The 22,070-nt window shown below is 66.4% G+C and carries 21 protein-coding genes; 7 read left to right on the top strand and 14 right to left on the bottom strand.

The features are described 5' to 3' along the window. Window positions 1-16: 16 nt before the first annotated feature. The 7 genes from BLT68_RS03330 to BLT68_RS03300 form a co-directional block, all read right to left on the bottom strand. Window positions 17-832 (bottom strand): hypothetical protein, encoded by an 816-nt coding sequence (locus tag BLT68_RS03330; RefSeq protein WP_050695117.1) that lies wholly within the window; start codon window positions 830-832, stop codon window positions 17-19. Next, window positions 832-1,560, bottom strand: a complete 729-nt coding sequence (locus BLT68_RS03325; RefSeq protein ID WP_050695118.1) for an ATP-binding cassette domain-containing protein — start codon at window positions 1,558-1,560, stop codon at window positions 832-834. The genes BLT68_RS03330 and BLT68_RS03325 overlap by 1 nt, the downstream gene beginning before the upstream one ends. A gap of 20 nt (window positions 1,561-1,580) precedes the next feature. Then, complete coding sequence (locus BLT68_RS03320; protein ID WP_074632817.1) at window positions 1,581-1,943, bottom strand: GntR family transcriptional regulator; 363 nt, start codon at window positions 1,941-1,943, stop codon at window positions 1,581-1,583. Between the two features lie 170 nt (window positions 1,944-2,113). Then, window positions 2,114-4,480 carry a glycogen/starch/alpha-glucan phosphorylase gene (locus BLT68_RS03315; protein WP_050695120.1) on the bottom strand — a complete coding sequence of 789 codons (2,367 nt, stop codon included), beginning with the start codon at window positions 4,478-4,480 and terminating at the stop codon, window positions 2,114-2,116. A 569-nt stretch (window positions 4,481-5,049) separates the two neighbouring features. Continuing rightward, entirely contained in the window at window positions 5,050-5,616 is a 567-nt protein-coding gene (locus tag BLT68_RS03310) for an LPXTG cell wall anchor domain-containing protein (protein ID WP_074632815.1), read from the bottom strand. A gap of 202 nt (window positions 5,617-5,818) precedes the next feature. Continuing rightward, a complete protein-coding gene (locus tag BLT68_RS03305) occupies window positions 5,819-6,448 on the bottom strand; it encodes a MarC family protein (protein ID WP_050695122.1) in 630 nt (209 codons plus the stop codon). Next, a complete protein-coding gene (locus tag BLT68_RS03300) occupies window positions 6,445-7,293 on the bottom strand; it encodes a PHP domain-containing protein (protein ID WP_074632814.1) in 849 nt (282 codons plus the stop codon). The genes BLT68_RS03305 and BLT68_RS03300 overlap by 4 nt, the downstream gene beginning before the upstream one ends. Before the next feature lie 313 nt (window positions 7,294-7,606). Here BLT68_RS03300 and BLT68_RS03295 point away from each other — a divergent pair, with 313 nt between their 5' ends. The 3 genes from BLT68_RS03295 (at window position 7,607) to BLT68_RS03285 (ending at window position 11,623) form a co-directional block, all read left to right on the top strand. Further along, on the top strand, window positions 7,607-8,977 hold the full coding sequence (locus BLT68_RS03295; RefSeq protein WP_232618788.1) for an amino acid permease: 1,371 nt from the start codon (window positions 7,607-7,609) through the stop codon (window positions 8,975-8,977). A 22-nt stretch (window positions 8,978-8,999) separates the two neighbouring features. After that, the gene (locus tag BLT68_RS03290) at window positions 9,000-9,998 is read left to right on the top strand and encodes an asparaginase (RefSeq protein ID WP_050695125.1); all 999 of its coding nucleotides are present in this window, start codon (window positions 9,000-9,002) and stop codon (window positions 9,996-9,998) included. A 116-nt stretch (window positions 9,999-10,114) separates the two neighbouring features. Beyond that, complete coding sequence (locus BLT68_RS03285; protein WP_050695126.1) at window positions 10,115-11,623, top strand: aminopeptidase P family protein; 1,509 nt, start codon at window positions 10,115-10,117, stop codon at window positions 11,621-11,623. Here BLT68_RS03285 and BLT68_RS03280 read toward each other — a convergent pair. Beyond that, a complete protein-coding gene (locus BLT68_RS03280) occupies window positions 11,611-12,297 on the bottom strand; it encodes a general stress protein (RefSeq protein WP_074632811.1) in 687 nt (228 codons plus the stop codon). The two genes, BLT68_RS03285 and BLT68_RS03280, sit on opposite strands and share 13 nt — an antisense overlap. A gap of 101 nt (window positions 12,298-12,398) precedes the next feature. Between BLT68_RS03280 and BLT68_RS03275 the strand changes: the two genes are divergently transcribed. The 4 genes from BLT68_RS03275 (at window position 12,399) to BLT68_RS03260 (ending at window position 16,253) form a co-directional block, all read left to right on the top strand. Beyond that, the gene (locus BLT68_RS03275; protein ID WP_074632809.1) at window positions 12,399-13,703 is read left to right on the top strand and encodes a magnesium transporter MgtE N-terminal domain-containing protein; all 1,305 of its coding nucleotides are present in this window, start codon (window positions 12,399-12,401) and stop codon (window positions 13,701-13,703) included. Then, window positions 13,696-14,289, top strand: a complete 594-nt coding sequence (locus BLT68_RS03270; RefSeq protein WP_074632807.1) for a DUF1003 domain-containing protein — start codon at window positions 13,696-13,698, stop codon at window positions 14,287-14,289. The genes BLT68_RS03275 and BLT68_RS03270 overlap by 8 nt, the downstream gene beginning before the upstream one ends. Before the next feature lie 10 nt (window positions 14,290-14,299). Continuing rightward, window positions 14,300-15,430: an Mrp/NBP35 family ATP-binding protein gene (locus tag BLT68_RS03265; protein WP_070778106.1), complete on the top strand. Its 1,131-nt coding sequence runs from the start codon at window positions 14,300-14,302 to the stop codon at window positions 15,428-15,430. A 193-nt stretch (window positions 15,431-15,623) separates the two neighbouring features. Next, window positions 15,624-16,253 (top strand): O-methyltransferase, encoded by a 630-nt coding sequence (locus BLT68_RS03260; protein WP_050695828.1) that lies wholly within the window; start codon window positions 15,624-15,626, stop codon window positions 16,251-16,253. Window positions 16,254-16,325: 72 nt separating this feature from the next. Here the strand turns inward: BLT68_RS03260 and BLT68_RS03255 are convergent, their stop codons facing one another. The 6 genes from BLT68_RS03255 to BLT68_RS03230 all read right to left on the bottom strand — a co-directional run bounded on the left by BLT68_RS03255 (window position 16,326) and on the right by BLT68_RS03230 (window position 21,939). Beyond that, complete coding sequence (locus BLT68_RS03255; RefSeq protein ID WP_074632805.1) at window positions 16,326-16,490, bottom strand: DUF3117 domain-containing protein; 165 nt, start codon at window positions 16,488-16,490, stop codon at window positions 16,326-16,328. A gap of 179 nt (window positions 16,491-16,669) precedes the next feature. Further along, window positions 16,670-17,401: an LOG family protein gene (locus BLT68_RS03250; protein ID WP_050695829.1), complete on the bottom strand. Its 732-nt coding sequence runs from the start codon at window positions 17,399-17,401 to the stop codon at window positions 16,670-16,672. A gap of 41 nt (window positions 17,402-17,442) precedes the next feature. Then, window positions 17,443-18,591 (bottom strand): succinyl-diaminopimelate desuccinylase, encoded by a 1,149-nt coding sequence (gene dapE, locus BLT68_RS03245; RefSeq protein WP_074632803.1) that lies wholly within the window; start codon window positions 18,589-18,591, stop codon window positions 17,443-17,445. Between the two features lie 223 nt (window positions 18,592-18,814). Next, window positions 18,815-19,996 (bottom strand): BMP family lipoprotein, encoded by a 1,182-nt coding sequence (locus BLT68_RS03240; RefSeq protein WP_050695132.1) that lies wholly within the window; start codon window positions 19,994-19,996, stop codon window positions 18,815-18,817. Window positions 19,997-20,142: 146 nt separating this feature from the next. Next, a complete protein-coding gene (locus BLT68_RS03235; protein WP_074632801.1) occupies window positions 20,143-21,270 on the bottom strand; it encodes a mannose-1-phosphate guanylyltransferase in 1,128 nt (375 codons plus the stop codon). Between the two features lie 75 nt (window positions 21,271-21,345). Next, complete coding sequence (locus BLT68_RS03230) at window positions 21,346-21,939, bottom strand: 50S ribosomal protein L25/general stress protein Ctc (protein WP_074632800.1); 594 nt, start codon at window positions 21,937-21,939, stop codon at window positions 21,346-21,348. Window positions 21,940-22,070: the final 131 nt, after the last annotated feature.

Raw genomic sequence — 22,070 nt, 5'->3', positions numbered from 1 at the left:
GCGCGAGGACGGGTGACTAGCGCAGGGACGTGTGCTTCTCGATGGAGCGAGAGGCCCAGATCCCCAGGGCGAGAGCGAACAGCGGGAAGAGTACGTATGCCCCCACCCCAATGACGTTTGGCGACTCATCAGTATTGATCGTGGAGATGAACGAGGTCCACATGATCTCGGTACTCAATCGCCCGGTCGTGATGTTCACGGACAGCGGGGAGAAGAGGGTACCGACGCCGCTGAGCACTTGGTTGATGAGGTAAAGGATGATGAAACCTATTATCGGCGCACCGAAGCCCATGTGGTTGAAGCGTCCCTCAGCCCCGATCGTCATGACGGCGCAGGCTTGCACGATGAGGCCGAACGTCGAAACGATCTGCCCGATCGCCAGCATGACCAGGACCGAGGTGGGGAAGATTGCGAAGGCGGCGCGAAAATTGGCGGTGTACTCGGTCAGGGTCAATCCGTTACGCCAGGCCGTCACGGAGGCAGTAGCAATGATGCCTCCGATGGTGAAAATGAGGGCGACGAGTGATTCGAGGAAAATCCGGGTGACCTTTGCCCAGAAGATCGACGCCCCCGAAGTCGGCAGGCTCATCGTGAAGTAGCCGCGTTGGCCGTAGAGGGTCTTCCAGTAGTCGCTCATCCCGATCACCGCGAACCCGACGGGGGTCGCGATACATATGATGTAGGCAAGTGTCGTGGCGGAACCGCTCAGGCCGGGGATACCGAGGGCGATGACGCCGAGGGTGGCCGCGGCGACCGCGGCGAGCGCCGCGAGGATGCGCGCGTCGGCGCAGGCTCGGGAGCGGATTTCATATGACAGCAGTGTCGGGTACATCAGCGGTACTCCTTTCGGAAGATTGCGTCGAGGGAGTCCCCCCGCGTGGCACGCAGGTCGTCGGCGTCGCCTTGGAGGAAGATGCTCCCCCCTTTCATGAAGAGCGCGTAGTCGACGAAGTGTTCGATGTCGGAGATGAGGTGGGTGGACATGATGAGCAGCGAGGAGGGGTCGAACTCGCGCAGGATCCCCTCGAGGATGACGTCGCGGGTGGCGGGATCGACGCCGCTGATGGGCTCGTCCAGCAGGAACACGCGGGCGCGCCGGGACATGATGAGGCTGATCTGGAGCTTCTCACCCATGCCCTTGCTCATTTCGCGCAGTGGCCGCCCCTGCGGCAGGCCGTAGAAGTCGACCATGGCGGCCGCCTTGTCGGCGTCGAAGTCGGCAAAAAACCGGGAGTATTCGGCGATGACCTTGCGCGCGGTCCATTCCACGTTGAGGAAGTCGGCGTCGGGCAGGTAGGAGACGATGGACTTGGAGACGGGTCCGGGGCGGTGCCCGTTGATGGCGACGGTGCCGTCGTAGTCGGACAGGACGCCGGCCAGGATCTTCAACAGCGTGGTCTTGCCACAGCCGTTGGGTCCCATGAGGCCGACGATGTGGCCGGCGTCGAGGGTCAGGTGAAAGTCCTGCAGGGCGGTCGTCGCGCGGTAGCGCTTGGTCAGGCCGTCGATGTGAACGAGGCCAGGGGACGCCGTTGTGGCGCCCGGGGATTGGGTGGTCATGAGGGGATGCCTCCTGTGTGCTATGAGTCGGAGTTCCAATGCTCATCGACGAGACTGTGGGCGCTTTCCCGGTCGATTCCGAGCGCCAGGCAGGTGCGGACGTAGGTGTCTGCCGCTGCCCGCGCGTCGTCCCTTCGCAGGGCATGCAGGGCCTTGTCGTCAGTGGCGACGAATCGCCCGGCGGTTCGCTTCGGGATCGTGAGTCCTTCGTCGTCGAGGGTGGCGAGGGCTCGTTGGACGGTATTGGGGTTCGTGCCGGCCTCGATGGCGAGGTCTCGGACGGATGGGATCTTCGCTCCGGGCTTCCACGTGCCGTTCATGATGCGGGCGCGAAAGGCGTCGGCCAGCTGGATCCAGATGGGGCGGGTGTCATCGATGCGCATCAATGTACCCCTCCTGTCTTGCTGTATTAATACAGTAATACAATGACAGCCTTTCCCAACTGTGTCAACACAGTAATACAGCTATCTCGGAAAACGAGACACAGATCACAAGAGCATCAATGAGTGAGGCCCGGGACCGCTCGGTCCCGGGCCTCACTCACGCGCACGCGTCAGGCGATCGGCTCACCCTCGATGCGCCAGACCTCGCGCGCATAGTCGGAGATCGTGCGGTCGGAGGAGAAACGACCGGAGCGGGAGATGTTCGCCCACACGCGCGCGTTCCAGGCCGAGCGGTCGCGGTAATCCGCGGCCATGCGATCCTTGGTCTCGCGGTAGGATGCGAAGTCACCCAGGACGTAGTAGACGTCGGCCGGATCGAATCCACCTTCGAGGAGCGAGTGGCGGATGTCGTGGAACCAGCCGGAACCCGAGTCGCACAGCGTACCGTCAGTCAGGGCGTCGATGACACGCTTGAGGCCAGGGACGTTCTCATAGTGCCAACGCGGATCGTAGTAGCGACGCAGCTCGGGCAGCTGCTCGTCCGTCGCGCCGAAGATATAGGCGTTCTCCTCGCCCACGGCCTCGAGAATCTCCACGTTCGCCCCGTCCAGGGTGCCCAGGGTCAGCGCGCCGTTCATCATGAACTTCATGTTCGACGTGCCCGATGCCTCCTTGCCGGCCATCGAGATCTGCTCGGAGACGTCGGCGGCGGGGATGATGTGCTCGGCGGGCGAGACGTTGTAGTTGTGAACGAAAACGACCTTGATGCGGCCGTTGATGTCCGCGTCATTGTTCACCAGCTCGGCGATAGCGTTGATGAGCTTGATGATGGCCTTGGCGCGGATGTAACCGGGGGCCGCCTTCGCTCCAAAAATGAAGACGCGGCTGGGGGTGTCCAGGGTCGGGTCGTCCTTGAGCCTGAAATACAGGTCCAGGACGTAGAACGCGTTGAGCAGCTGGCGCTTGTACTCGTGCAGGCGCTTGATCTGAACGTCGAAGATCGCGGTGGGGTCGATGTCGACGCCCTCGCGTTCCTTCACCCAGGCGGCGAAGTCCACCTTGTTCTCATACTTGATTCGGTCGAGACGCTCGAGAACCGCCTCGGATCCGGCGGAGGTAAACTTGGCCAGCTCCGTGAGGTCGCGAACCCACGCATCGGAGCCGGTGACCTCGTCGAGGAGGGCGGCCAGGCGCGGGTTGCACTGCTTGAGCCAGCGACGCGGGGTGACGCCGTTGGTCTTGTTGTTGAAGCGCTCGGGCCAGATGGCGTGCCACTCCTTGAGGGTGTCGCGCTTGATGATCTCCGTGTGCAGGGCGGCGACACCATTGATGGAGTAGGAGGCGTAGCAGGCGATCCACGCCATGCGCACGGAGTTGCCCGCGACGGGGGCCATGTAGTCGATGGTTCCCTGGTCGAGGCCGCGGCCGGCCATGTCGATACGGAAGCGACGGTCGATCTCGCGCACGATCTCGGAGATGCGCGGGAACAGTCGGTCGAAGATGTGAATGTCCCAGGTCTCCAGGGCCTCGGCCAGGACCGTGTGGTTCGTGTAGGCGAAGGTCTTGGAGACGACAGCCCACGCGTCCTCCCAGCCCAAGCCGTGCTGGTCCATGAGGATGCGCATGAGCTCGGGGATGGCCAGGACGGGGTGGGTGTCATTGAGCTGGACGGCGTTGTAGCGCGCGAAGCCGGTCAGGTCGGTGCCGTGGTGACGCACGTAGTTTTCGACGATCTCCTGCAGCGAGGCGGAGCAGAAGAAGTACTGCTGGCGGACGCGCAGGACCTTGCCCTCGAACGTAGTGTCGTTGGGGTACAGGACACGGGAGATGTCCATGGTGCGCTCGCGATCAACGATCGCGTCGGTGAAACGCTGGGAGTTGAAAGCGTCGTAGTCGAATTCCTCGATGGGCTCGGCCTTCCACAGGCGCAGGGTACCCACGTTCTTGGTGCCATATCCGGTGATCGCGATGTCGCAGGGGACGGCGCGCACGGTCAGATCCGCGTAGGAAACAATGCGGGCGAGCTCCTCGCGGCGCGTCACGAAGGGGTAGCCGTCTTCCATCCACGGGTCGGGATGCTCGGTCTGGAAGCCGTTGTCGAAGAGCTGCTTGAACAGGCCGTAGCGGTAAAGAATGCCGTAGCCGCGAACGGGCAGGTCGAGGGTGACACAGGAGTCCAGGAAGCAGGCGGCCAGGCGGCCGAGGCCGCCGTTGCCGAGGGCCGCATCGGGTTCTTCCTCGAGGACCTGCCCCAGGTCCAGGCCGTAGCGGGCCAGAGCCTCGCGCGCCTCATCGACGAGGCCGAGATTCGACAGGTTGTTCAGCAGGGCTCGCCCCATGAGGAACTCCGCTGAGAAGTAGTGTTCCTGACGACCCTTAGCATAGCGCTCAGTAGTGGCGGCCCAGTTGTCAGCAATCTGATCGACGATGGCGGCGGACAGTCCCTGCCACACCTCCATCAGGGTCGAATCTTCAACGGGGCGTCCCGAGGTCGCGCGCACGTGTGAGGGCAGCGACTGCGTCAGATCCAGCGTCATTCGTCTTCCTTTTTTGTAACTGCGCCACTCTCGCCGGGGCGAGCACCCCGAGGGCGGGGTCGGGCCTCATGTTCTAGAGGGTAGCGATAGCTGCGCTCTTTTCCCCACTCGGACGCGCCTGTGGGATATTCACCACCCCGACACGCGTGATGGAACACACCCTTGCCGCGAACTCACGCGACCAAATGCACACGTCACGGTGCCCCCGATCGACCTTTCTCCACCGTCCCCTCTCCGGCCTCCCGCTGCTCACGCGGCCACAAAAAGGTGCGCCCCTGCGGGGGCACTGTCCGCAGGGACGCATAACAGGAAAGTGGCACCCCTCGTTTAAGCGATGCCACTTCCCATCACCGATTCATCATGAGGGCTCAGTTCATGGTGACATTCGGTACTTCCATTGTGCCTACGTCGCGCGCATCGATTCAAGGCGAACGAGCCACTTTTCAGTGCAAGTTCACCGTTTTAACGTGCACGTTCGTGCACAAATAGCCGACGATCTGCACAAACCAGACAGATCGCGGACCCGCCCTCATCGAGCGGGTCCGCGATATTTGTCAGGCCGAAACGCCTCAGTGACGCTTACGCGCAATCACCAGGCTCACGCCACCAGCCAGGGCGATCACACCGGCACCGGCGGCGAGCGACGCGGTAGAACCGGTATTAGCCAGCGCCGAACCCTGAGGGGAGGAGTTTCGGATACCACCGCGGGCAGAAACGGGGGCCGGACCATTGCCGGTCGAGATCTGGCCGCGGGTGCTCACGCCGGATCCGCCAACGGCACCGGAGGAACCGCCAGCGCCCTGGTCGCCGCCGGGGGCGGGCGTCTGGTTATCGCCGGGGGGCGGAGTCTGACCGCCACCGGGAGGCGGAGTCTGGCCACCACCGGGGGGCGGGGTCTGGCCACCACCGGGGGGCGGGGTCTGACCGCCACCGGGAGGCGGAGTCTGGCCACCACCGGGAGGCGGAGTCTGCTTGTCGCCGGGGGCCGGCTCCTGCTTACCATCGGGGGCGGTGGTAGCGGGGGACGAGGGCTGCTTGTCAGCGGGGGTCTCGGCAGCGAAAGCAGCACCGGCCGAAGCAACGATCAAACCGAGCACCGCGGTTGCGGCGAGCAGAGACGAACTCGTCTTCTTCATTAGTTTCTCCTGATACGGATGCTGAGAGGGATGAATGCGTGACCCTGACCGGTGCGAACCGCGTCGCGCCACGGCGTTCACGCCCACCTTACAATACTTCCTGACCGAAATGAACAGATTTCCCAGAATCACACATCGGCGTGCCGCCCGGCGCCACGACAGCGCCACACCAACGAACACAAAGCAGGCCCATCAGGCCAGGTCAGGAGAGGTGCGAGGCCGCGATGAACTGGAAAATCCCCTCCATGATGAGCTGGGTCGCAATCGCCGCCAACAGCAGACCCGAAATCTTGGTCAGCAGCATGATGCCTCCGGGTCCGAGGAGCCGCGAGAGCATCAACGAGAAACGCATGGTCAGCCACATGACAACGTGCGCCAGGACGACGGCAAGCAGCACCGCGACCCACGACCCGACGTTGCTGCCCGCCTGACCGACGGCGACCATGACGGCCACAATCGAACCGGGACCCGCCAAGAGCGGCGTTCCCAGCGGTACGAGCGCGACATTCACGCTCTCATCGCCCGTATCGGGGGACGAGGATTCCGTGCCCATCAGGAGCTCCATGGCGACCAGGAACAGCAGGACGCCTCCGGAGAGCTGCAGAGCCTCCACGGAAATGTGGAGCAGCTGCAGGATCTGCCCGCCCAGGATCGCGAAGGTAACGATGACCCCGAAAGACACGGAGGTCGCCTGGATTGCCGCGCGGCGTTGTTTCAGCGGGGAGTACCGGCTGGTCAAGCCCAGGAACACCGGGACGGTGCCGATGGGATCCATGATGACCATCAGCGTCGCGAACGTCGCCGTAAAGAGAGTGACATCGAAAACGCTCACGGCTCAACCACCCCGATGCGCCCCCGCTCGATCACCTCGGCGATCGTGCGCGGATCCGTCATGTTCTCTCCGATGCGGTTGGGTTTGCCCGTCCCGTGATAGTCAGAGGACCCGAAAATCGCCAGCCCCAGCTCCCCCGCGATGCGATCGACGTCCGCGCGATCCTCTGCCTCGTGATCGCGGTGATCGCGCTCGATACCAAAGAGCCCGGCATCGGCCATGTCCCCGATCACGGTCTCGGGCAGCAGGCGCGAACGCGCGCGCGCGCGAGGGTGAGCCAGGACAGGGACTCCCCCGGCCTCGAGCACGAGGCGCACGGCATCGACTGGATCGGGAGCCCAGTGGTGCACGTAGTACGGGCCGGAGGGGTGCAGCGCCTGGATAAACGCTGCGCTGCGGTCGGGGAAACAGCCGGCCGCAACCAGGGCGTCGGCGATGTGTGGACGCCCCACGGGCCCACCGTCGGGGGCGAAGGCTCGCACGTCCTCCCACGAGATCGGATAGTCGGCCTCGAGCCTACCCACCATGCGCTGCGCGCGGGTCTCGCGGTCCTCGCGCGTGCGCCGGAAAACATCGACGAGGCCGGGGTCTTCCGGATCGAAGAGGTACCCCAGCAGGTGCACGGAAATGCCCGAGGTGGAGCAAGAGATCTCGGCGCCTCGGATGAGATTCACGCCGACGCCCGGGACGGCGGACGCGGCCTGGTCCCACCCGGCGGTCGTATCGTGATCGGTCAGCGCAATCGCATCCAACCCGGCGCGCGCGGCGAACGCGAGCAGCTGCGCGGGGGTATCCGTCCCGTCGGAATAGGCACTGTGGGTATGGGGGTCGATTCGCTTCACCATCTGAGATTACCCCATGAACCCACTCATACAACCGTTCTCAGTGTCGGCACCCGCCAGCACCAGGCGGGCATGAGAGACGTTGACTATGCTTGAGTCTTGTCTCGCCCCCGTAAAGTTGCGCGGGGCGCGAACATCGATCCGCACACGGCGACAAACGGAGGTCCCCAGGCAACTGACGCCTATCCGCCTCTTAGCCACTATTAACATTGATCGGAGTACATGCGTGTCACACAACGAGCACGACCGGAAACTCGCTGCGACGGACGCGGGAGACGCCGGATATAACAAGGCCCTGCAAAACCGACACATCCAGATGATCGCCATCGGCGGCTCTATCGGCACCGGCCTCTTCCTGGGAGCCGGCGGCCGCCTGGCGCAGGGTGGCCCCGCCCTGGCCTTCGCCTACGCGGTGTGCGGCTTTTTCGCTTTCCTCATGGTCCGAGCCCTGGGCGAGCTCGCCGTTCGGCGCCCCTCTTCCGGCGCCTTCGTGTCCTACGCTCGCGAGTTCCTGGGTGAGAAGGGCGCCTTCGTCACCGGCTGGTTCTTCTTCCTGGACTGGGCCGTCACCGTCATGGCCGATATCACCGCCGTCGCGCTCTACATGCACTACTGGAAGATGTTCCAGAGCGTCCCACAGTGGGTCATCGCGCTGATCGCGCTGGCGCTCGTGTTCGTCCTCAACATGATGTCCGTCAAGGCCTTCGGCGAGGCCGAGTTCTGGTTCGCCATGATCAAGGTCGCGACCATCCTCATCTTCATGGCCGTCGCCATCTGGGCGATCATTACCCAGGCGCCGATCTCCGAATACACCGCCGGAGTGCACAACATTTCCAAATCCGGCGGCTGGTTCCCCGAGGGCCTGAGCCCCGTCTTCGCGCTCACCCTCGGCGTCGTCTTCGCCTTCGGCGGCACCGAGATGGTCGGCGTCGCCGCCGGCGAAGCAAAGGACGCCGCGAAGATCCTGCCCAAGGCCGTCAACTCGATGGTCATCCGCATTTTCTTCTTCTACGTCGGCTCGGTCGTCCTCTTTGCCCTCGCCCTGCCCTACAACGCGTACTCCTCCAGCGAGTCTCCGTTCACGACCTTCTTCTCTGGCCTGGGGGTGCCCCACGCGGGCGACATCATGCAGGTAGTCGTCCTGACCGCCGCCCTGTCCTCCCTCAACGCGGGCCTATACGCCACCGGGCGCACGCTGCGCTCCATGGCGCTCGTCGGCGAGGGGCCGCGCTTCGCCGCCCGCCTCAACAAGCACCACGTTCCCTACGGCGGCATCGTCGTCACCGCGTCCCTGGGGTTGCTGGGCGTCCTCATCAACGCTTTCGTGCCGGAGAAAGCGTTCAACATCGTCATGGATCTGGCGGGCATCGGCATCGCCGGCACCTGGGCTATGATCCTCATCTCGCACCTGGCCTTCATGCGTAAGGTCAAGCGTGGCGAGGACGAGCGCCCCGAGTTCCGTATGCCCGGAGCCCCCTACACGAACTACCTGGCGCTGCTGTTCTTCACCGTGGTCGTCGGCTCGAACGTCACCTCCGAGTCGGGCCGCTGGACCCTGGCGCTCTTCGGCGTCGTCGTCATCCTCATGGTCGTCGGCTGGTACTTCGTGCGAGGCCGCGTCGGCAGCCTGACCGACGAGGCGGCCGCCTCCCTGCAGGGCGAAGAAACCCTGGTCTCGGGCGACTGACGGCACCCGGAAAGGAAAAACCGTGCGTCTTCACGTTACCTACGCCGGCGGAACGATCGGCATGGTCGACTCCCCCGAGGGCCTGCGCCCCGGCGCCGACCTGCAGGGGTGGTTTGGTTCCCAGCTGGAGGGCATCGAGCTAGCATCGAACATTTCGATGTCCACGCTGGATCCCCTGATCGACTCCTCTCAGGCCACACCCGAGGACTGGCAGGCCATCATCGACGACATCAACGCGCACGCCGAGGAGGCCGACGCCTTCCTGGTCCTTCACGGCACGGACACGATGGCCTATACGTCCGCCGCCTTGTCCTTCGCGTTGGCAAACCTGGGCAAGCCCGTCGTCGTCACCGGGTCGCAGTATCCCCTGGGGGTCGTCGGTTCGGATGCCTCCGCGAACGTCACGGGCGCCCTGCGCGCCGCAATCTCTCGCCACGCCAGAGGCGTCATGCTGTTCTTTGGGCACAAGCTCCTGGCGGGCAACCGCGCCACCAAGACCTCGTCGTGGGCGTTCCGCGGCTTCGAGTCACCCTCCGTGTCCCCCATGGCGCGCACGGGTGCCCCCTGGCGCTGGTACGGCGCCCCCAGCCCGGGCACCGGGTGGCAGGCGCCTGGCGCCTACACGCGCCAAGACGTGGCCGTCATCGACGTGGTACCGGGCATGACCGCCGCCCGGCTGCGCGCGTCGATCACCCCGCCCCCCGACGCGCTCATCCTGCGCACCTTCGGCGTGGGCAACATTCCCGCCGACGAACCGGGCTTCGTCGACGTGTTGGCCCAGCTGGCGGAGGCGGGGGTGCCGATCATCGTCGCCTCCCAGTGCTACCAGGCCGAGGTCATGCTGGGCCATTACGAGGCCGGCGATGCCCTGGCCAAGCTGGGCGCGATCGGCGCGCACGACATGACGCTTGAGGCCCTGTACGCAAAGACCGTGTTCCTGCTGTCCCAGGGCAAGCGGGGCGAGGATTTCAGACGGTGGATGGACCTGTCGATCGCGGGCGAACTCACCCTCCAGGGCTGAGCCGCTCCGCCCGCCCCGGCCTCGTCCCGCGCGCATTGTGAGCCGTGGGACGAGGCCGGGTTTTCGTGTGCTCATCGGCGTCCCCACGTCCGCCCTGCCGCCGTAGAATGGGAGCCATGAGTGAAGAAGCTTCCCCGTCCATGGCCGAGCGCGGCGAAAGCCGGTCGCGTCAGCCCCAGTCCTCAGCTTTCCGTGATTTCATCGGCACCGGGTGGGGGCCGCGCCCCACGGAGCTGCCGCCCCGCGAGCGCGTTGCTGACTTTCTCCCCGCACGCGCGATCGCGGCTGGCGCCCCCTTCCCGGGCGAACGCCTGGTGGTGCCCGCCGGCCCCTACAAGGTCCGTTCCAACGACTGCGACTACCGTTTCCGCGCCCACTCCGCTTTCGCACACCTGTCGGGCCTGGGCGGTGAGAAAGAGCCGGATGCGGTGGTGGTCCTGGAACCGAACGAGGACGGCACCCATACTCCCCTGCTGTTCTTCAAACCTCGCGCCTCACGTTCGTCCAAGGAGTTCTACGCGAACCCCCGTTACGGCGAGTTCTGGGTGGGCGCACGCCCCTCGCTGGAGGAGGTGTCCGCCGCCACGGGACTGGAAACCCGACACATCGACACGCTGCGCGACGCGCTGGCAAAGGATGCGGGTCAGGTGAACCTGCGGATCGTGCGCAACGTCGATTCCGCGATCGAAAACATGGTTAACGAGATCCGCATCCAGTCGGGCCTGCCCTCCAGGGACGACGCGCGGGAAGAAGACGAACGTTTCGAGGAGCGCCTCTCCGAAATCCGCCTGACCAAGGATCGCTTCGAGATCGAGGAGATGACCCGAGCGGTCGAGGTCACCAAGGCCGGTTTCGAGGACATCATCCGCGTATTGCCGCGCGCCGTCGGGCACCGCAGGGGCGAACGCGTCATCGAGGGAGCGTTCGCCGCGAACGCCCGCGAAGAGGGAAATGGCCTGGGCTACGACACGATCGCCGCGTCCGGCAATCACGCGAACACGCTGCACTGGATTGACAACGACGGCGCGGTGCGCGAGGGTGACCTGGTGCTCGTGGACGCTGGCGTCGAGGTCGACTCTTTATACACCGCCGACATCACGCGTACGCTGCCCGTGAATGGGCGTTTCACGCGGGTGCAGGCCCGCGTCTACCAGGGTGTGCTGGACGCCGCCGAGGCCGCCCTGGCCCGCGCGAATCAGCCGGGCGTGCGCTTCAAGGACGTGCACGACGCCGCCATGGAGGTGATCGCGGCTCGCCTGGAAGAGTGGGGCATCCTGCCCGTGTCGGCCGCCGAGTCCCTCAGTCCCACCGGCCAGCAGCACCGCCGCTGGATGCCGCACGGCACCAGCCACCACCTGGGCCTGGACGTGCACGACTGCGCGCGCGCCCGTTCCGAGCTCTACCAGGGCGCCCTGCTGGAGCCCGGCATGGTGTTCACGATCGAGCCGGGGCTGTATTTTCGCGCCGACGACCTGCTGATCCCCGAGGAGTACCGGGGCATCGGCGTGCGCATCGAGGACGACGTGGTCGTGGAGGCAAACGGGTCGGTGCGCCGCATCTCGGAGGACATCCCGCGCACGATCGCGGGCGTCGAGGAATGGATCGCGACCATTCAGTCGCGCTGAGGTGCGCCCGGTCGCACCTCATGCCTCGGTCTGGCCCCCTCGGGGGGCGAGGAAGGGGCGTCCTCGCGAGAGTCGGGCGCGCCCTGTCCCCCCGGGACGTCGCCGTCTTTCGTGGCCGCCCCGAACCGGGGGCGTCCGTCCGGGAAGAAGCCAACGGAGTTGGCCTGCGAGCGCTTCTCTTCCTGGCGCGGACGCACGACGCGCGCCCGGTTGCCGGGCGTGCGTTGCAGGAGGGCGTAGGCGCGGTCGATGTCGGCTGACGCCAGAACCGCATAGCGCAGAGCAACGACCTGCTGGGAGGACACCAGATCGCGGCCGCGCCCGCGAATGATGAAAGCCAGGGCAGACAGCGCCATGCCGATAAGCGCGCCGACGATGATCCCGCCCGCGACCCACGTTCCCGTGCCGCCCACGTTCTGGCCGGCGGACATGAGCATGCCGGCCAGCGCCCCCCACAGCGCGCCGCTGGACGCCCCGGATATCGAGGCGCGGGCGATCGTGAGGCGCCCCCTGACTCGTTCCACCAGGTGCAGGTCCGTCCCCACGATCGTGATCGACGAGACGTCGAAGCCGTTGTCGGACAGGTAATCGACCCCGGCGCGCGCCTGCGCGTAGGTCTGGTAGGAGGCAACCTCCGTGCCGGTGGGCATGAGAGGTTCCATCGCAGTGGGCATTCCGTCTCCTTACGTCGCGGTCTCGGTGGCATGGAACGCATTGTCCACCCCGCACCCAGCTCGCTGTTACGCTTCCTTAGTCCACAGCCTAAGATGATTAAGTGGGCATCGCATCTATTGAACTAGGCACCAAGGGTCGTCGCGTCTACATCGGAAAGCTCGCTGGCACCGGTGTTTTCGACCCTTTGGGCGACCAGGTCGGCAAGATTCACGATGTCGTTGTCATCTTTCGGCTGAAATCCGCCGCCAACGTGATCGGCTTCGTCGTCGAGGTCGGCCCGCGTAAACGCGTCTTCCTGCCGCTCACCCGCGTGACCGCCATCGAGTCGGGATCGGTCATCACGACGGGCTTGCTCAACATTCGTTCCTTCACGCTGCGCCCCATCGAAACCCTGGTGCTCTCCGAGCTTTTCGACCGCGTTGTCACCATGAATGACGGCTCCGGTCAGGTGCGCATCCTCGACGTCGCGATGCGCCAGCGCCGCCCGAAGGACTGGGTTATCTCCACCCTGCACGTCCAGCGCGTACGCACATCGTCCCTTGGGTTCACGCGCAGCGGCGAAACCCTGACGGTGGATGTCTCCGATGTGTCGGGGCTGCTTAAAACGGACTCGAACCAGGCGGCCACCGCGCTCCTGCAGCACACGGAGGACATGCGACCCGCCGACCTGGCGGACTTCATGCATAATCTCCCTCAGGACCGAAAGATGGCGGTCGCCATGCAGCTCACCGACGCGCGCCTGGCAGACGTGCTCGAGGAGCTGGGCGATGACGACCGCGTTGCCATCGTCTCCGGCCTCGAAGCGGCACGCGCCGCCGACGTCCTTGACGTCATGCAGCCCGACGACGCCGCCGACCTGGTGGCCGAGCTGCCCGACGCCCAAGCACAATCGCTCCTCGCGCTCATGGAGCCCGAGGAGGCCGAGGACGTTCGACGCCTCATGACCTACGACGAGTCCACAGCCGGTTCTCTCATGACCACGGAGCCCGTCGTCTTCGGCCCCAACGCGACCGTCGCGCAGATGCTTGCGGCGGTGCGACGCGAGGACATTCCCGCCTCCATCGCCACCGTCGCATTCATCGCCCGTCCACCTCAGGAGACGCCGACAGGGCAGTACCTGGGCATGGTGCACATCCAGCGCGCCCTGAGGGAACCCCCGCAGACGCTGCTCGGCACCATCCTGGACCGCAGCATCGAGTCGGTGGAACCCAACGCGCACATCGCCACCGTTACGCGACTGCTGGCCACCTACAACCTGACGGTCCTGCCGGTGGTCGACGAGGACGGGCACCTCCACGGCGCCGTTTCGGTCGACGACGTCCTGGACGAGCTGCTGCCCGACGACTGGCGCGACTTCGACGACGACGTCACCGACCGCATGATGGCAAGGAGCATCGATGGCTGATCGCTTGGATAACCCGCTCGAAAAGCGCCGCTCGTTCTTCCGCCGCTCCAGCGGGAGCGGCGACGGCTTCGGTCGCTTCGCGGAGGCCACCGCGCGCTTCATGGGATCCCCCAAGTTCGTGCTCTACATGACCGTCTTTGTCGTCGCATGGATCGGTGCGAACCTGGTTCTCGCGGGAATTAGCGCCACAGCAGCGTGGGACCCCTATCCCTTCATCCTCCTGAACCTCGCGTTCTCCACCCAGGCCTCGTATTCGGCCCCCCTCATCATGCTCGCGCAGAACCGCCAGGACGCCCGCGATCGTGTCCAGGCCGAGCAGGACCGTCTGCGCGCCGAACGCAACCTCGCCGACACCGAGTATCTCACCCGCGAGATCGCCGGCCTGCGCCTGGCACTCCAGGACACGGCCACGCGCGACTTCGTGCGCTCCGAGCTGCGCGACATGCTCGACGAGCTGCGCGCCGAGCTGGCGGCGGATGCGGCCGCCGCCTCGCCCGACGAGAAGGACACCGTGGAACCTGGGGGCGCGGACGATGCGGGCGCCGCCGGGCAACGCCCCCTAGAAGATGGGTATCCCGGCCAGTAGAGTAGAGGGCATGCCAGTCACGCTTGATTCCGTCATGGACGCTCTCGGCCAGGTCATTGACCCCGAGATCCGTCGTCCTATCACCGACCTCAACATGGTGACCCCCGATCTGGTTGCGATTGACGGTTCTTCCGTCACCGTCACTGTTTTGCTCACGACCACCGGTTGTCCCCTGCGCACGACCATCTCACAGGACGTCACCGAACGCGTCGGAGCCATTGAGGGAGTCCAGAAGGTCGCCGTCGAGATGGGCGTCATGAACGACGAGCAGAAGAAGGCTCTGCGCGAGAAACTCAACGGCGGACGCCCCGAGCGCGAGATTCCCTTCTCACGCCCCGACTCCCTCACTCGCGTCATCGCCGTTACCTCCGGAAAGGGCGGCGTGGGCAAGTCTTCCGTGACCGCAAACCTGGCCGCCGCGTTGGCCTCCCGGGGGCTCAAGGTCGGCGTCATGGACGCGGACATCTACGGTTTTTCGATCCCCCGCATGCTCGGCGTGGACCGCGACCCGCAGGTCATCGACGGGATGATGATCCCACCGATTGGCGCCGGCGGCGTCAAGGTCATCTCCATCGGCATGTTCGTTCCCGACGGCCAGGCCGTCATCTGGCGCGGCCCCATGCTCCACCGTGCCCTCCAGCAGTTCCTGGCGGACGTGTTCTGGGGCGACCTGGACGTCCTGCTCATCGACATGCCTCCCGGCACGGGAGACGTCGCGATCTCGATCGCGCAGCTGCTTCCCACCTCCGAGATCCTGGTCGTCACGACCCCGCAGGTCGCTGCCGCGGAGGTCGCCGAGCGCGCCGGATCGATCGCCTCCCAGACGAACCAGAAGGTCATCGGCGTCGTCGAAAACATGTCCTTCCTGCCCCAGCCCGACGGTTCCCGCCTGGAGCTCTTCGGCTCCGGGGGCGGCCAGTCCGTTTCCGAGCGACTGAGCGCCCAGCTGGGCTACAGGGTTGCCCTCCTCGCGCAGGTCCCGCTCGACATCGCGCTGCGCGAAGGCGGCGACCGGGGTACGCCCGTGTCCGTCGAGTCCGGCCCCGCCGCCGAGGTACTCGCCGCCCTGGGCAAGAAGCTGGCCTCAACGAACCGCGGCCTCGCCGGCCGCCCGCTGGGGGTCTCCCCCATCCAGCGTTGACGCTCACGTCCGCTCAGTGGCCTCGTCCCGATCGGCGAGGACACGCTTTCGATGCGGGCCGGGACCCCTGCTTTTCTTCACGTGCCGGAGCGCCATCACGACCTCCCAGCGCCTCGCCTGTACCCTGGTGCGTGGGGAGGCGCGGGCGCGTATGCGCCTCGCCGAGCATACGGAACGACGTGAGGATCAGGCGATGGCCGACAAAGCCCAGACGTGGGTGTACACCGAGGATTACGCGGCGGAGAGCGACGCGCTGACCGCCGCGCGGGCCGTCGCATCCGAGCTGGGGGCCGCCCCCGTGTCTCCTGGAACCGGCGCCGCACTGCGCATGCTCGCCGCCGTGTCCGGCGCGCGCGCCGTCCTTGAGGTGGGAACGGGCGTCGGCGTTTCCGGGCTGTGGCTCCTGGACGGAATGGCCTCCGACGGCGTCTTGACGACGATCGACGTGGAATCCGAGCTGCTGGGGCACGCTCGTCGCAACTTCGCCGCCGCCGACGTCTCCTCTCACCGTACGCGCCTCATCGCCGGGCGCGCACTGGACGTGCTGCCACGCATGGCCGCGCGCGGCTACGACATGGTTGTCTTGGACGGTGACTTGGATGAAACCCCCCAGTACCTCGACCATGCGGTGCGCATCCTGCGTCCGGGCGGCACCATCGCCTTCGTGCATGCCCTGTGGCACGACCAGGTCGCCGACCCCGCCCGGCGCGACGCTCGCACCGTCGTCGCACGCGAGGTTGTGAACTACCTGCGCGACTGCGATGAGTTCGCGGCGACACTCCTGCCCGTCGGAGACGGGCTGGCGGTTGCCGTCAAGCGCTGAACCGCTACCTTGCGGATACGGCAAAGCGGTGGGACGGGTTCATTCCCGATCCCACCGCTCGCGCTTATGGATTCAGATGACCTCACCGAGCGCGTCGGCGAGTTCGGCCGCTTCCTCCGTGCTCATCTCGATGACGAGACGACCGCCCCCCTCGGTGGGGATCCGCACGACGACGTCGCGGCCTTCCGCGCTGACTTCCAGGGGCCCATCCCCCGTGCGAGGTTTCATTGCTGCCATGTGTGCACTCCTTCTGAGAGTTACGCCCGAGCCTCCTCCGGCGGGGCACCACCCCCATCTTACCGGATAAGCGCCTTTTCCATGGACAGATCGTAAAGAACAAACAAAGAAAACGGGAGACGGTCAGTAGCGGGTAACGCGGCGGCGTTCAGGGCACGGGAAACCAGCGCGCAAAAGACTTAGTGCTGGGTACCCGTCGCCAAACGAACAGCTTCCTGCGGATCATCGACCACGTGAAGCAGGCCAACATCGTCAGGAGAGATCATGTCGGCATCGACCATGGCGGAACGAATCCAGTCAACCAATCCTGACCAATAGTTTGCGCCCACGAGCACCAGCGGGAAGGAACGAATCTTGCCCGTCTGCACGAGGGTCGCGGACTCGAAGAGCTCGTCCATGGTCCCAAACCCGCCGGGCATGACGATGAAGCCCTGAGAGTACTTCACGAACATCGTCTTGCGGGCGAAAAAGTATCGGAAGTTCACGCCCAGGTTCACCCACTGGTTGAGGCCCTGCTCGTGCGGAAGCTCAATGCCCAGGCCCACCGAGGTGCCGCCGGCCTCCCACGCACCGCGGTTCGCGGCCTCCATCATGCCCGGTCCCCCGCCCGTGATGACCCCGTAACCGCGCTGCACCAGCAGCTCGCCGATGCGCTGCGCGCTCCGATACAGCGGATCCTCCGGGAGGGTGCGCGCGGAACCGAACACGGAAACAGCGGGTCCCACTTTTGCGAGCGCTTCAAAACCCTCGACGAATTCGGACTGGATGCGCAGGACCCTCCACGGGTCCGTGTGCTTCCAATCCATGCTCGGCTCCGGTTGGAGCAGCGACGCGTCCGCCGTCAGCCGCGGGATCTGCGCCCCGCGCAGGACGACGGATCCCCGACGATAGGCGTTGTCTGGCTTGCTCATGGTCATGCCTCCCTGGTTGATTCTGGGCCGCAAAGCGCCCGCTACAGCGCGAGCACGAAGGCGCGCAGCGTATCGTACACCCTGACGATATCCGATGCTGGCACGTGTTCGTCGCGCGTGTGCGCCAGCAGCGGATCCCCGGGGCCAAAGTTCATGGCGGGCACCCCCGCCTGGGAAAAGCGAGCGACGTCCGTCCACCCGACCTTGGCGCCGATCCGCAGCTCACAGCCCCTCTCGGCCGCGACTGAGCGAGCGACCGCCAGGAAACGCTCGGCGATGGGCGAATGAGCGCCGGGGAGCGCGCCCTCGCACAGGTCGTCGACCTCGATTCGCGCTCCCGTCCCCTCAAAGAGCCCCCGCACCCACGCCAGCGCGTCCGACGCGCGGGTGGAGGGCGCGAAGCGGTAGTTGACCGTCATCGAGGCGGCCTCGGGGATCACGTTGTTGGCGGCCCCGCCCCGCACGCGCACGACCGACAGGGACTCGCGGAAGTCCAGCCCGTCGATGTCGACGACGGGGTTCCCGTAGGCGGCGATTCGCATAATGACGGGGGCCATCGCGTGGATCGCGTTGTGGCCCATCCAGGCGCGCGCGGAGTGCGCGGCCCGGCCCGGGAAGTGTGCGATGACGCGCAGCGTCCCGTTGCACCCGCCCTCCACGTGCCCGGCGGTGGGTTCCCCCAGCAACGCCAGGTCACCCGCGAGCCAATCGGGGTGATTGCGTTGGACGCGCCCCAGGCCATTGAGGTGGGCGGCAACCTCCTCGTGGTCATAAAAGATCCACGTAACGTCCGATGTCAGCACGCTGAACGCTCCCCCGCGTACCGCTTTCCCGGCCTCGCAGGCGAGCGCCAGGGCAGCCGCGCACCCGCCGAGCATGTCGACCGAGCCGCGGCCCCACAACACCTCCACACCGTCACGCTCCTCGGTGCGGCCGGGCACGTTATCCGCGATGGGCACGGTGTCCAGGTGCCCAGCCAGGACGACGCGCTGGCCGAGTCCCAGCTGGGTTCGCGCCAACACAGCGTCCCCGTCGCGCAGGATCTGAAGGGGCGGCACCGACCCGAAGCCCGCATCGCGCAGCGCGGATTCGACCGCGTCCGCCAGTGGGCCTTCCTGATCCGACACCGAGGGGATGTCGATCATTTGGCGAGTCAGCGCGAGCACATCCGTCACGTTCGTCAGCTGCATGTTTCCTCCTGCATCGCTTCCCCCAGGATAGCGGCGCCCCGGATGATCCGTGCCCGTCTTGAAGCCTGCGGTGAGGCTCCAGGTCCGCGCAGGGGCGCCGGCTTCCGTTTGGTCCTGGCTATCATCAACGAGGCCGTGGCTGCGCGGCGATGAGTCGAGTTTCCGCGCTCGTGCGGCGGGCGGGAGTCTCGGCGGGGAAATGATCGGCGCGTGGCGCCTCAACTCACGCGTCGAAAGGCGTGGACACCACCATGCCGCCGGTTTCTATCTGGCCCGCCATGTCGGACAGCCCAAGCTTGAGGTCGGAAGACAGCATCGGCGTGTAGGCGCCGAAGCCCGTGAGGATCACACCACCCGATGCCAGCGAGACGGACACAGTTGACGCGTCTGCCCCCGCGGTTGCATCGGAAATCAGCGTCTCCATGGCCTTCGCGTAGTCAACGACGATGCCGGTCAGGACGGGCGCGCCGATGGCGGCGCGAACCTGATCGGAGATCTGGATGTAGCTGAATGCGTCCGCGAAGGACTGGGTATCGACCCGTTGGGGCGCGCTTGCCCCGGACTGCCCGGACATGGGCACGTCGCCCTGCGACTGGGCTTCGTCGCGGGTCAGGCCCTTCAGATCCGCCTTGGTCAGCCCGGACCACACCAGGCGCACCAGCGGGTTTGCGGCCGCGGTGACGGCGCGCGCCGCACCCATGTTCGCTTCGCCCGCCAGCGGCACGATGATGTCCGCTCCGCGGGAAATGAAGTCTGCGGCAGCGCTTTGAACCTGATCGGTGCTCTCGGCGTAGGTTCCGTCATTGGTCGCGGTGTTCCATCCGAGCACGCTGATGGATGTGCCGTTCGCGCGGTTGTAGGCGTCGACCCCCTGTGAGAAGGCGGACATCTGCGCGCTCGTAACGTTGTCGCGCACGCCGCCGATGACGCCGAGGGTGCCGGTGGTCGTCATGCCGGCGGAGGCGTACCCGGCGAGGTAGGCGGCCTGCGAGGCGGCAACGTTGACGACAGAGCCGTTCTTCAGCGAGGTCGCGGATCCCTTGCCATTGACGAACGAGGCGCCGACCAGGGCGAACCTGACTCGCGGATTGTTTCTGGCGGCCTCCGACACGGACTGGGCCATGGTCGAGTCCGCACCGACGATGAGGGTGCAGCCCGATGCCGCGAGCGAAGCGGGCGCCCCCTGGCCGGATGCCGCCTCGTAGGCGATGGCCGCACCGTCGGCTGCGCCTTTAAGAGCGGTCGCCACGGGATCCGTCGACGCGTCCCCGTGTGCCCCCGAGATGGCGGCGCACACCTTCGCGTCCGCGGAGGACACGGCGGAGGGCGTGGTCGAGCACGAGCCGAGGGCCAGTGCGGCCGCTGTCACGGTGGTTGCGAGGGCGGCGATAGTCCGCTTGTTCACGTCGAATGCCTTTCGTCGGGGCGCCTTACTGCCCATCACGGTAGCAGCCGCGCCCGGCTGGAGGCCGGGCGGACGGCACACCTCACCGCACTAACGGCGTGAAACGGCCGTGAAACCACACCTGTCGGAGGCCATCTCGGGCCCATTCAGAGCAGGTCGGTTCGCCCGCCTGCCGCCAGTTCCTCGACGATCGCTTTGACCGCCTGCGCCCGGTCCCGTCGGGTGACGAGGATGGCGTCGGGGGTGAGAGCGAGTGCGATGTCAGGGACCCCGACGAGCGCGACGAGCGGCCCGTCCTCTGCTTCTCCCACCGTAGAGCCGTAGACGGCGGCACCGTCGGATTCGACGCGCAGCGCCTCACCCAGGTGCCCGGTGGTGGTGGCGATGGCGGTCAGCGCGTCGAAGTCGCCCAGGTCGGTCCATCCCAGGTCGGCGTCGGCGGGGACGACGGCCACTCCCCCGTCGGCCGCGACGGGTTCCGCGATGGCGTGGTCGATCGCGATCTTCGTCAGGTGCGGCCAGTTTTCCTCCAGAGTGTGCTCGAAGTCGGGGGTGTCCCACGCGCGCGCGATGGTTTCCAGGCGCGCATGCATGTCGGGCAGGAGGCGGGCCAGGTGGTGGGCCAGCTGACCGGCGGAGACGATGAACATGCCGGCGTTCCACAGGTACCCCTCGCTCACGTAGCGCGCTGCCGTGGCCGCGTCTGGCTTCTCCACGAACTCGGCGACCGTTCGGGTTTGCCCGGCGGCGCCGGGATCCGCCGCCCGGTCCCCGGCTCCCGAGGCCGGGCCCGGCGCGATGTACCCGTAGGCGGTCGAAGCCTCCGTGGGCGTCAGGCCGATCGTCACGACGTATCCGGCTGCCGCGGCGGTGCAGGCCGCCTCGACGGCGCCGCGGAGCAGCTCGGGCCGGGCGATCAGGTGGTCGGCAGCAAAGGAGCCGACGATGGCGTCGTCCCCGAAGCGTTCGCGAACCACGTAGGCGGCCAGGCCGATCGCGGCCATGGAGTCGCGCCCGGAGGGCTCAATGAGGACGGTACGCTCCCGGGATGCGGCAAATTCGGGCAGCTGGGCGAGCACGCCGTCGCGGTGGTCTCGCCCCGTCACGATCGTCACCGTCGAGGCTACCTCCTCCAGCCGGTCAACCGTTCCCTGCAGGAGCGAGCGCCCCGTCCCCGCCAGATCCAGCAGGAACTTCGGGCGGCGGCGGCGGGACAGCGGCCACAGGCGGGTGCCGGCACCGCCGGCGGGGATGATCACGTGGAGGTCACTCATGCCTCAAGTATCGCAGATAGGCGGAAGGGGCGAGGCCACAGCCTCGCCCCTTCACAGAGCGTCAGTAAGCGCGTGTCACTCGGCGTCGGCCTCCGCGTCGGCCTCGGCTGCTTCTTCTTTCTGCTCAGCGGCGGCTTCCTGGACGGACACGATCACCGTCTCGGGGTCGAGCTCGACCTCAACGTCGGTGGGCAGGACCAGGTCGGCGACGCGCACGGCGGAACCGGCCTCGACACCTTCGATGGAGACCTCCAGGCTCTCGGGGATGGCGGTGGCGGGAGCCTTGACCAAGATGGTGAACTCCTCGACGGTGTGGACGGTGCCGGGAGCGGGCTCGCCGGTGACGATGACGGCGACCTCAACGTCGACCTTCTCGTCGGCCTTGACGGCCAGGAAGTCGGCGTGCAGGATGTTGCGGCGCACGGGGTGAACCTGAACCTCCTTGACCAGGGCCAGCTGGGACTTTCCCTCGATCTTCAGCTCAACGAGCGCGTTCTTGGTGCCGCGCACGATGAGGAAGAGGTCGTGGGCGGGCACGTCCAGGTGACGGGGCTCGGCGCCGTGGCCGTAGAGGACAGTGGGGACCTTGGCGGCGCGGCGGGTGCGGCGCGCCGCACCCTTACCGAACTCGGTGCGCTCTTCAGCCAGCAGGACGGGGTTGTCGCTCATGTTATTCCTTCGTTTCTCAGGTCCGGCTGCGGTGTCGGCAAAGCGAAGGACACGCGTCGCGCATCAATTCGGGCCCTGTCGATAACGGCGGACACGGATCCGCCCTCGCCGGAGCAACCCCAACAGGGTAC

It is taken from the genome of Schaalia meyeri, from assembly GCF_900105015.1.
GTDB lineage: Bacteria > Actinomycetota > Actinomycetes > Actinomycetales > Actinomycetaceae > Pauljensenia > Pauljensenia meyeri.
Note: the sequence above shows the minus strand (reverse complement) of the source record. Positions and strands in the feature narration are given on the sequence as shown.

What these genes read in the sequence shown, in the direction of transcription:
- BLT68_RS03280 (WP_074632811.1), bottom strand. Translation starts at nt 12,297, where the DNA reads ATGCCCACTGCGATGGAACCTCTCATGCCCACCGGCACGGAGGTTGCC.
- BLT68_RS03320 (WP_074632817.1), bottom strand. Translation starts at nt 1,943, where the DNA reads ATGCGCATCGATGACACCCGCCCCATCTGGATCCAGCTGGCCGACGCC.
- BLT68_RS03285 (WP_050695126.1), top strand. Translation starts at nt 10,115, where the DNA reads ATGAGTGAAGAAGCTTCCCCGTCCATGGCCGAGCGCGGCGAAAGCCGG.
- BLT68_RS03235 (WP_074632801.1), bottom strand. Translation starts at nt 21,270, where the DNA reads ATGAGTGACCTCCACGTGATCATCCCCGCCGGCGGTGCCGGCACCCGC.
- BLT68_RS03230 (WP_074632800.1), bottom strand. Translation starts at nt 21,939, where the DNA reads ATGAGCGACAACCCCGTCCTGCTGGCTGAAGAGCGCACCGAGTTCGGT.
- BLT68_RS03325 (WP_050695118.1), bottom strand. Translation starts at nt 1,560, where the DNA reads ATGACCACCCAATCCCCGGGCGCCACAACGGCGTCCCCTGGCCTCGTT.
- BLT68_RS03310 (WP_074632815.1), bottom strand. Translation starts at nt 5,616, where the DNA reads ATGAAGAAGACGAGTTCGTCTCTGCTCGCCGCAACCGCGGTGCTCGGT.
- BLT68_RS03330 (WP_050695117.1), bottom strand. Translation starts at nt 832, where the DNA reads ATGTACCCGACACTGCTGTCATATGAAATCCGCTCCCGAGCCTGCGCC.
- BLT68_RS03260 (WP_050695828.1), top strand. Translation starts at nt 15,624, where the DNA reads ATGGCCGACAAAGCCCAGACGTGGGTGTACACCGAGGATTACGCGGCG.
- BLT68_RS03250 (WP_050695829.1), bottom strand. Translation starts at nt 17,401, where the DNA reads ATGAGCAAGCCAGACAACGCCTATCGTCGGGGATCCGTCGTCCTGCGC.
- dapE (WP_074632803.1), bottom strand. Translation starts at nt 18,591, where the DNA reads ATGCAGCTGACGAACGTGACGGATGTGCTCGCGCTGACTCGCCAAATG.
- BLT68_RS03300 (WP_074632814.1), bottom strand. Translation starts at nt 7,293, where the DNA reads ATGGTGAAGCGAATCGACCCCCATACCCACAGTGCCTATTCCGACGGG.
- BLT68_RS03315 (WP_050695120.1), bottom strand. Translation starts at nt 4,480, where the DNA reads ATGACGCTGGATCTGACGCAGTCGCTGCCCTCACACGTGCGCGCGACC.
- BLT68_RS03270 (WP_074632807.1), top strand. Translation starts at nt 13,696, where the DNA reads ATGGCTGATCGCTTGGATAACCCGCTCGAAAAGCGCCGCTCGTTCTTC.
- BLT68_RS03295 (WP_232618788.1), top strand. Translation starts at nt 7,607, where the DNA reads ATGATCGCCATCGGCGGCTCTATCGGCACCGGCCTCTTCCTGGGAGCC.
- BLT68_RS03255 (WP_074632805.1), bottom strand. Translation starts at nt 16,490, where the DNA reads ATGGCAGCAATGAAACCTCGCACGGGGGATGGGCCCCTGGAAGTCAGC.
- BLT68_RS03265 (WP_070778106.1), top strand. Translation starts at nt 14,300, where the DNA reads ATGCCAGTCACGCTTGATTCCGTCATGGACGCTCTCGGCCAGGTCATT.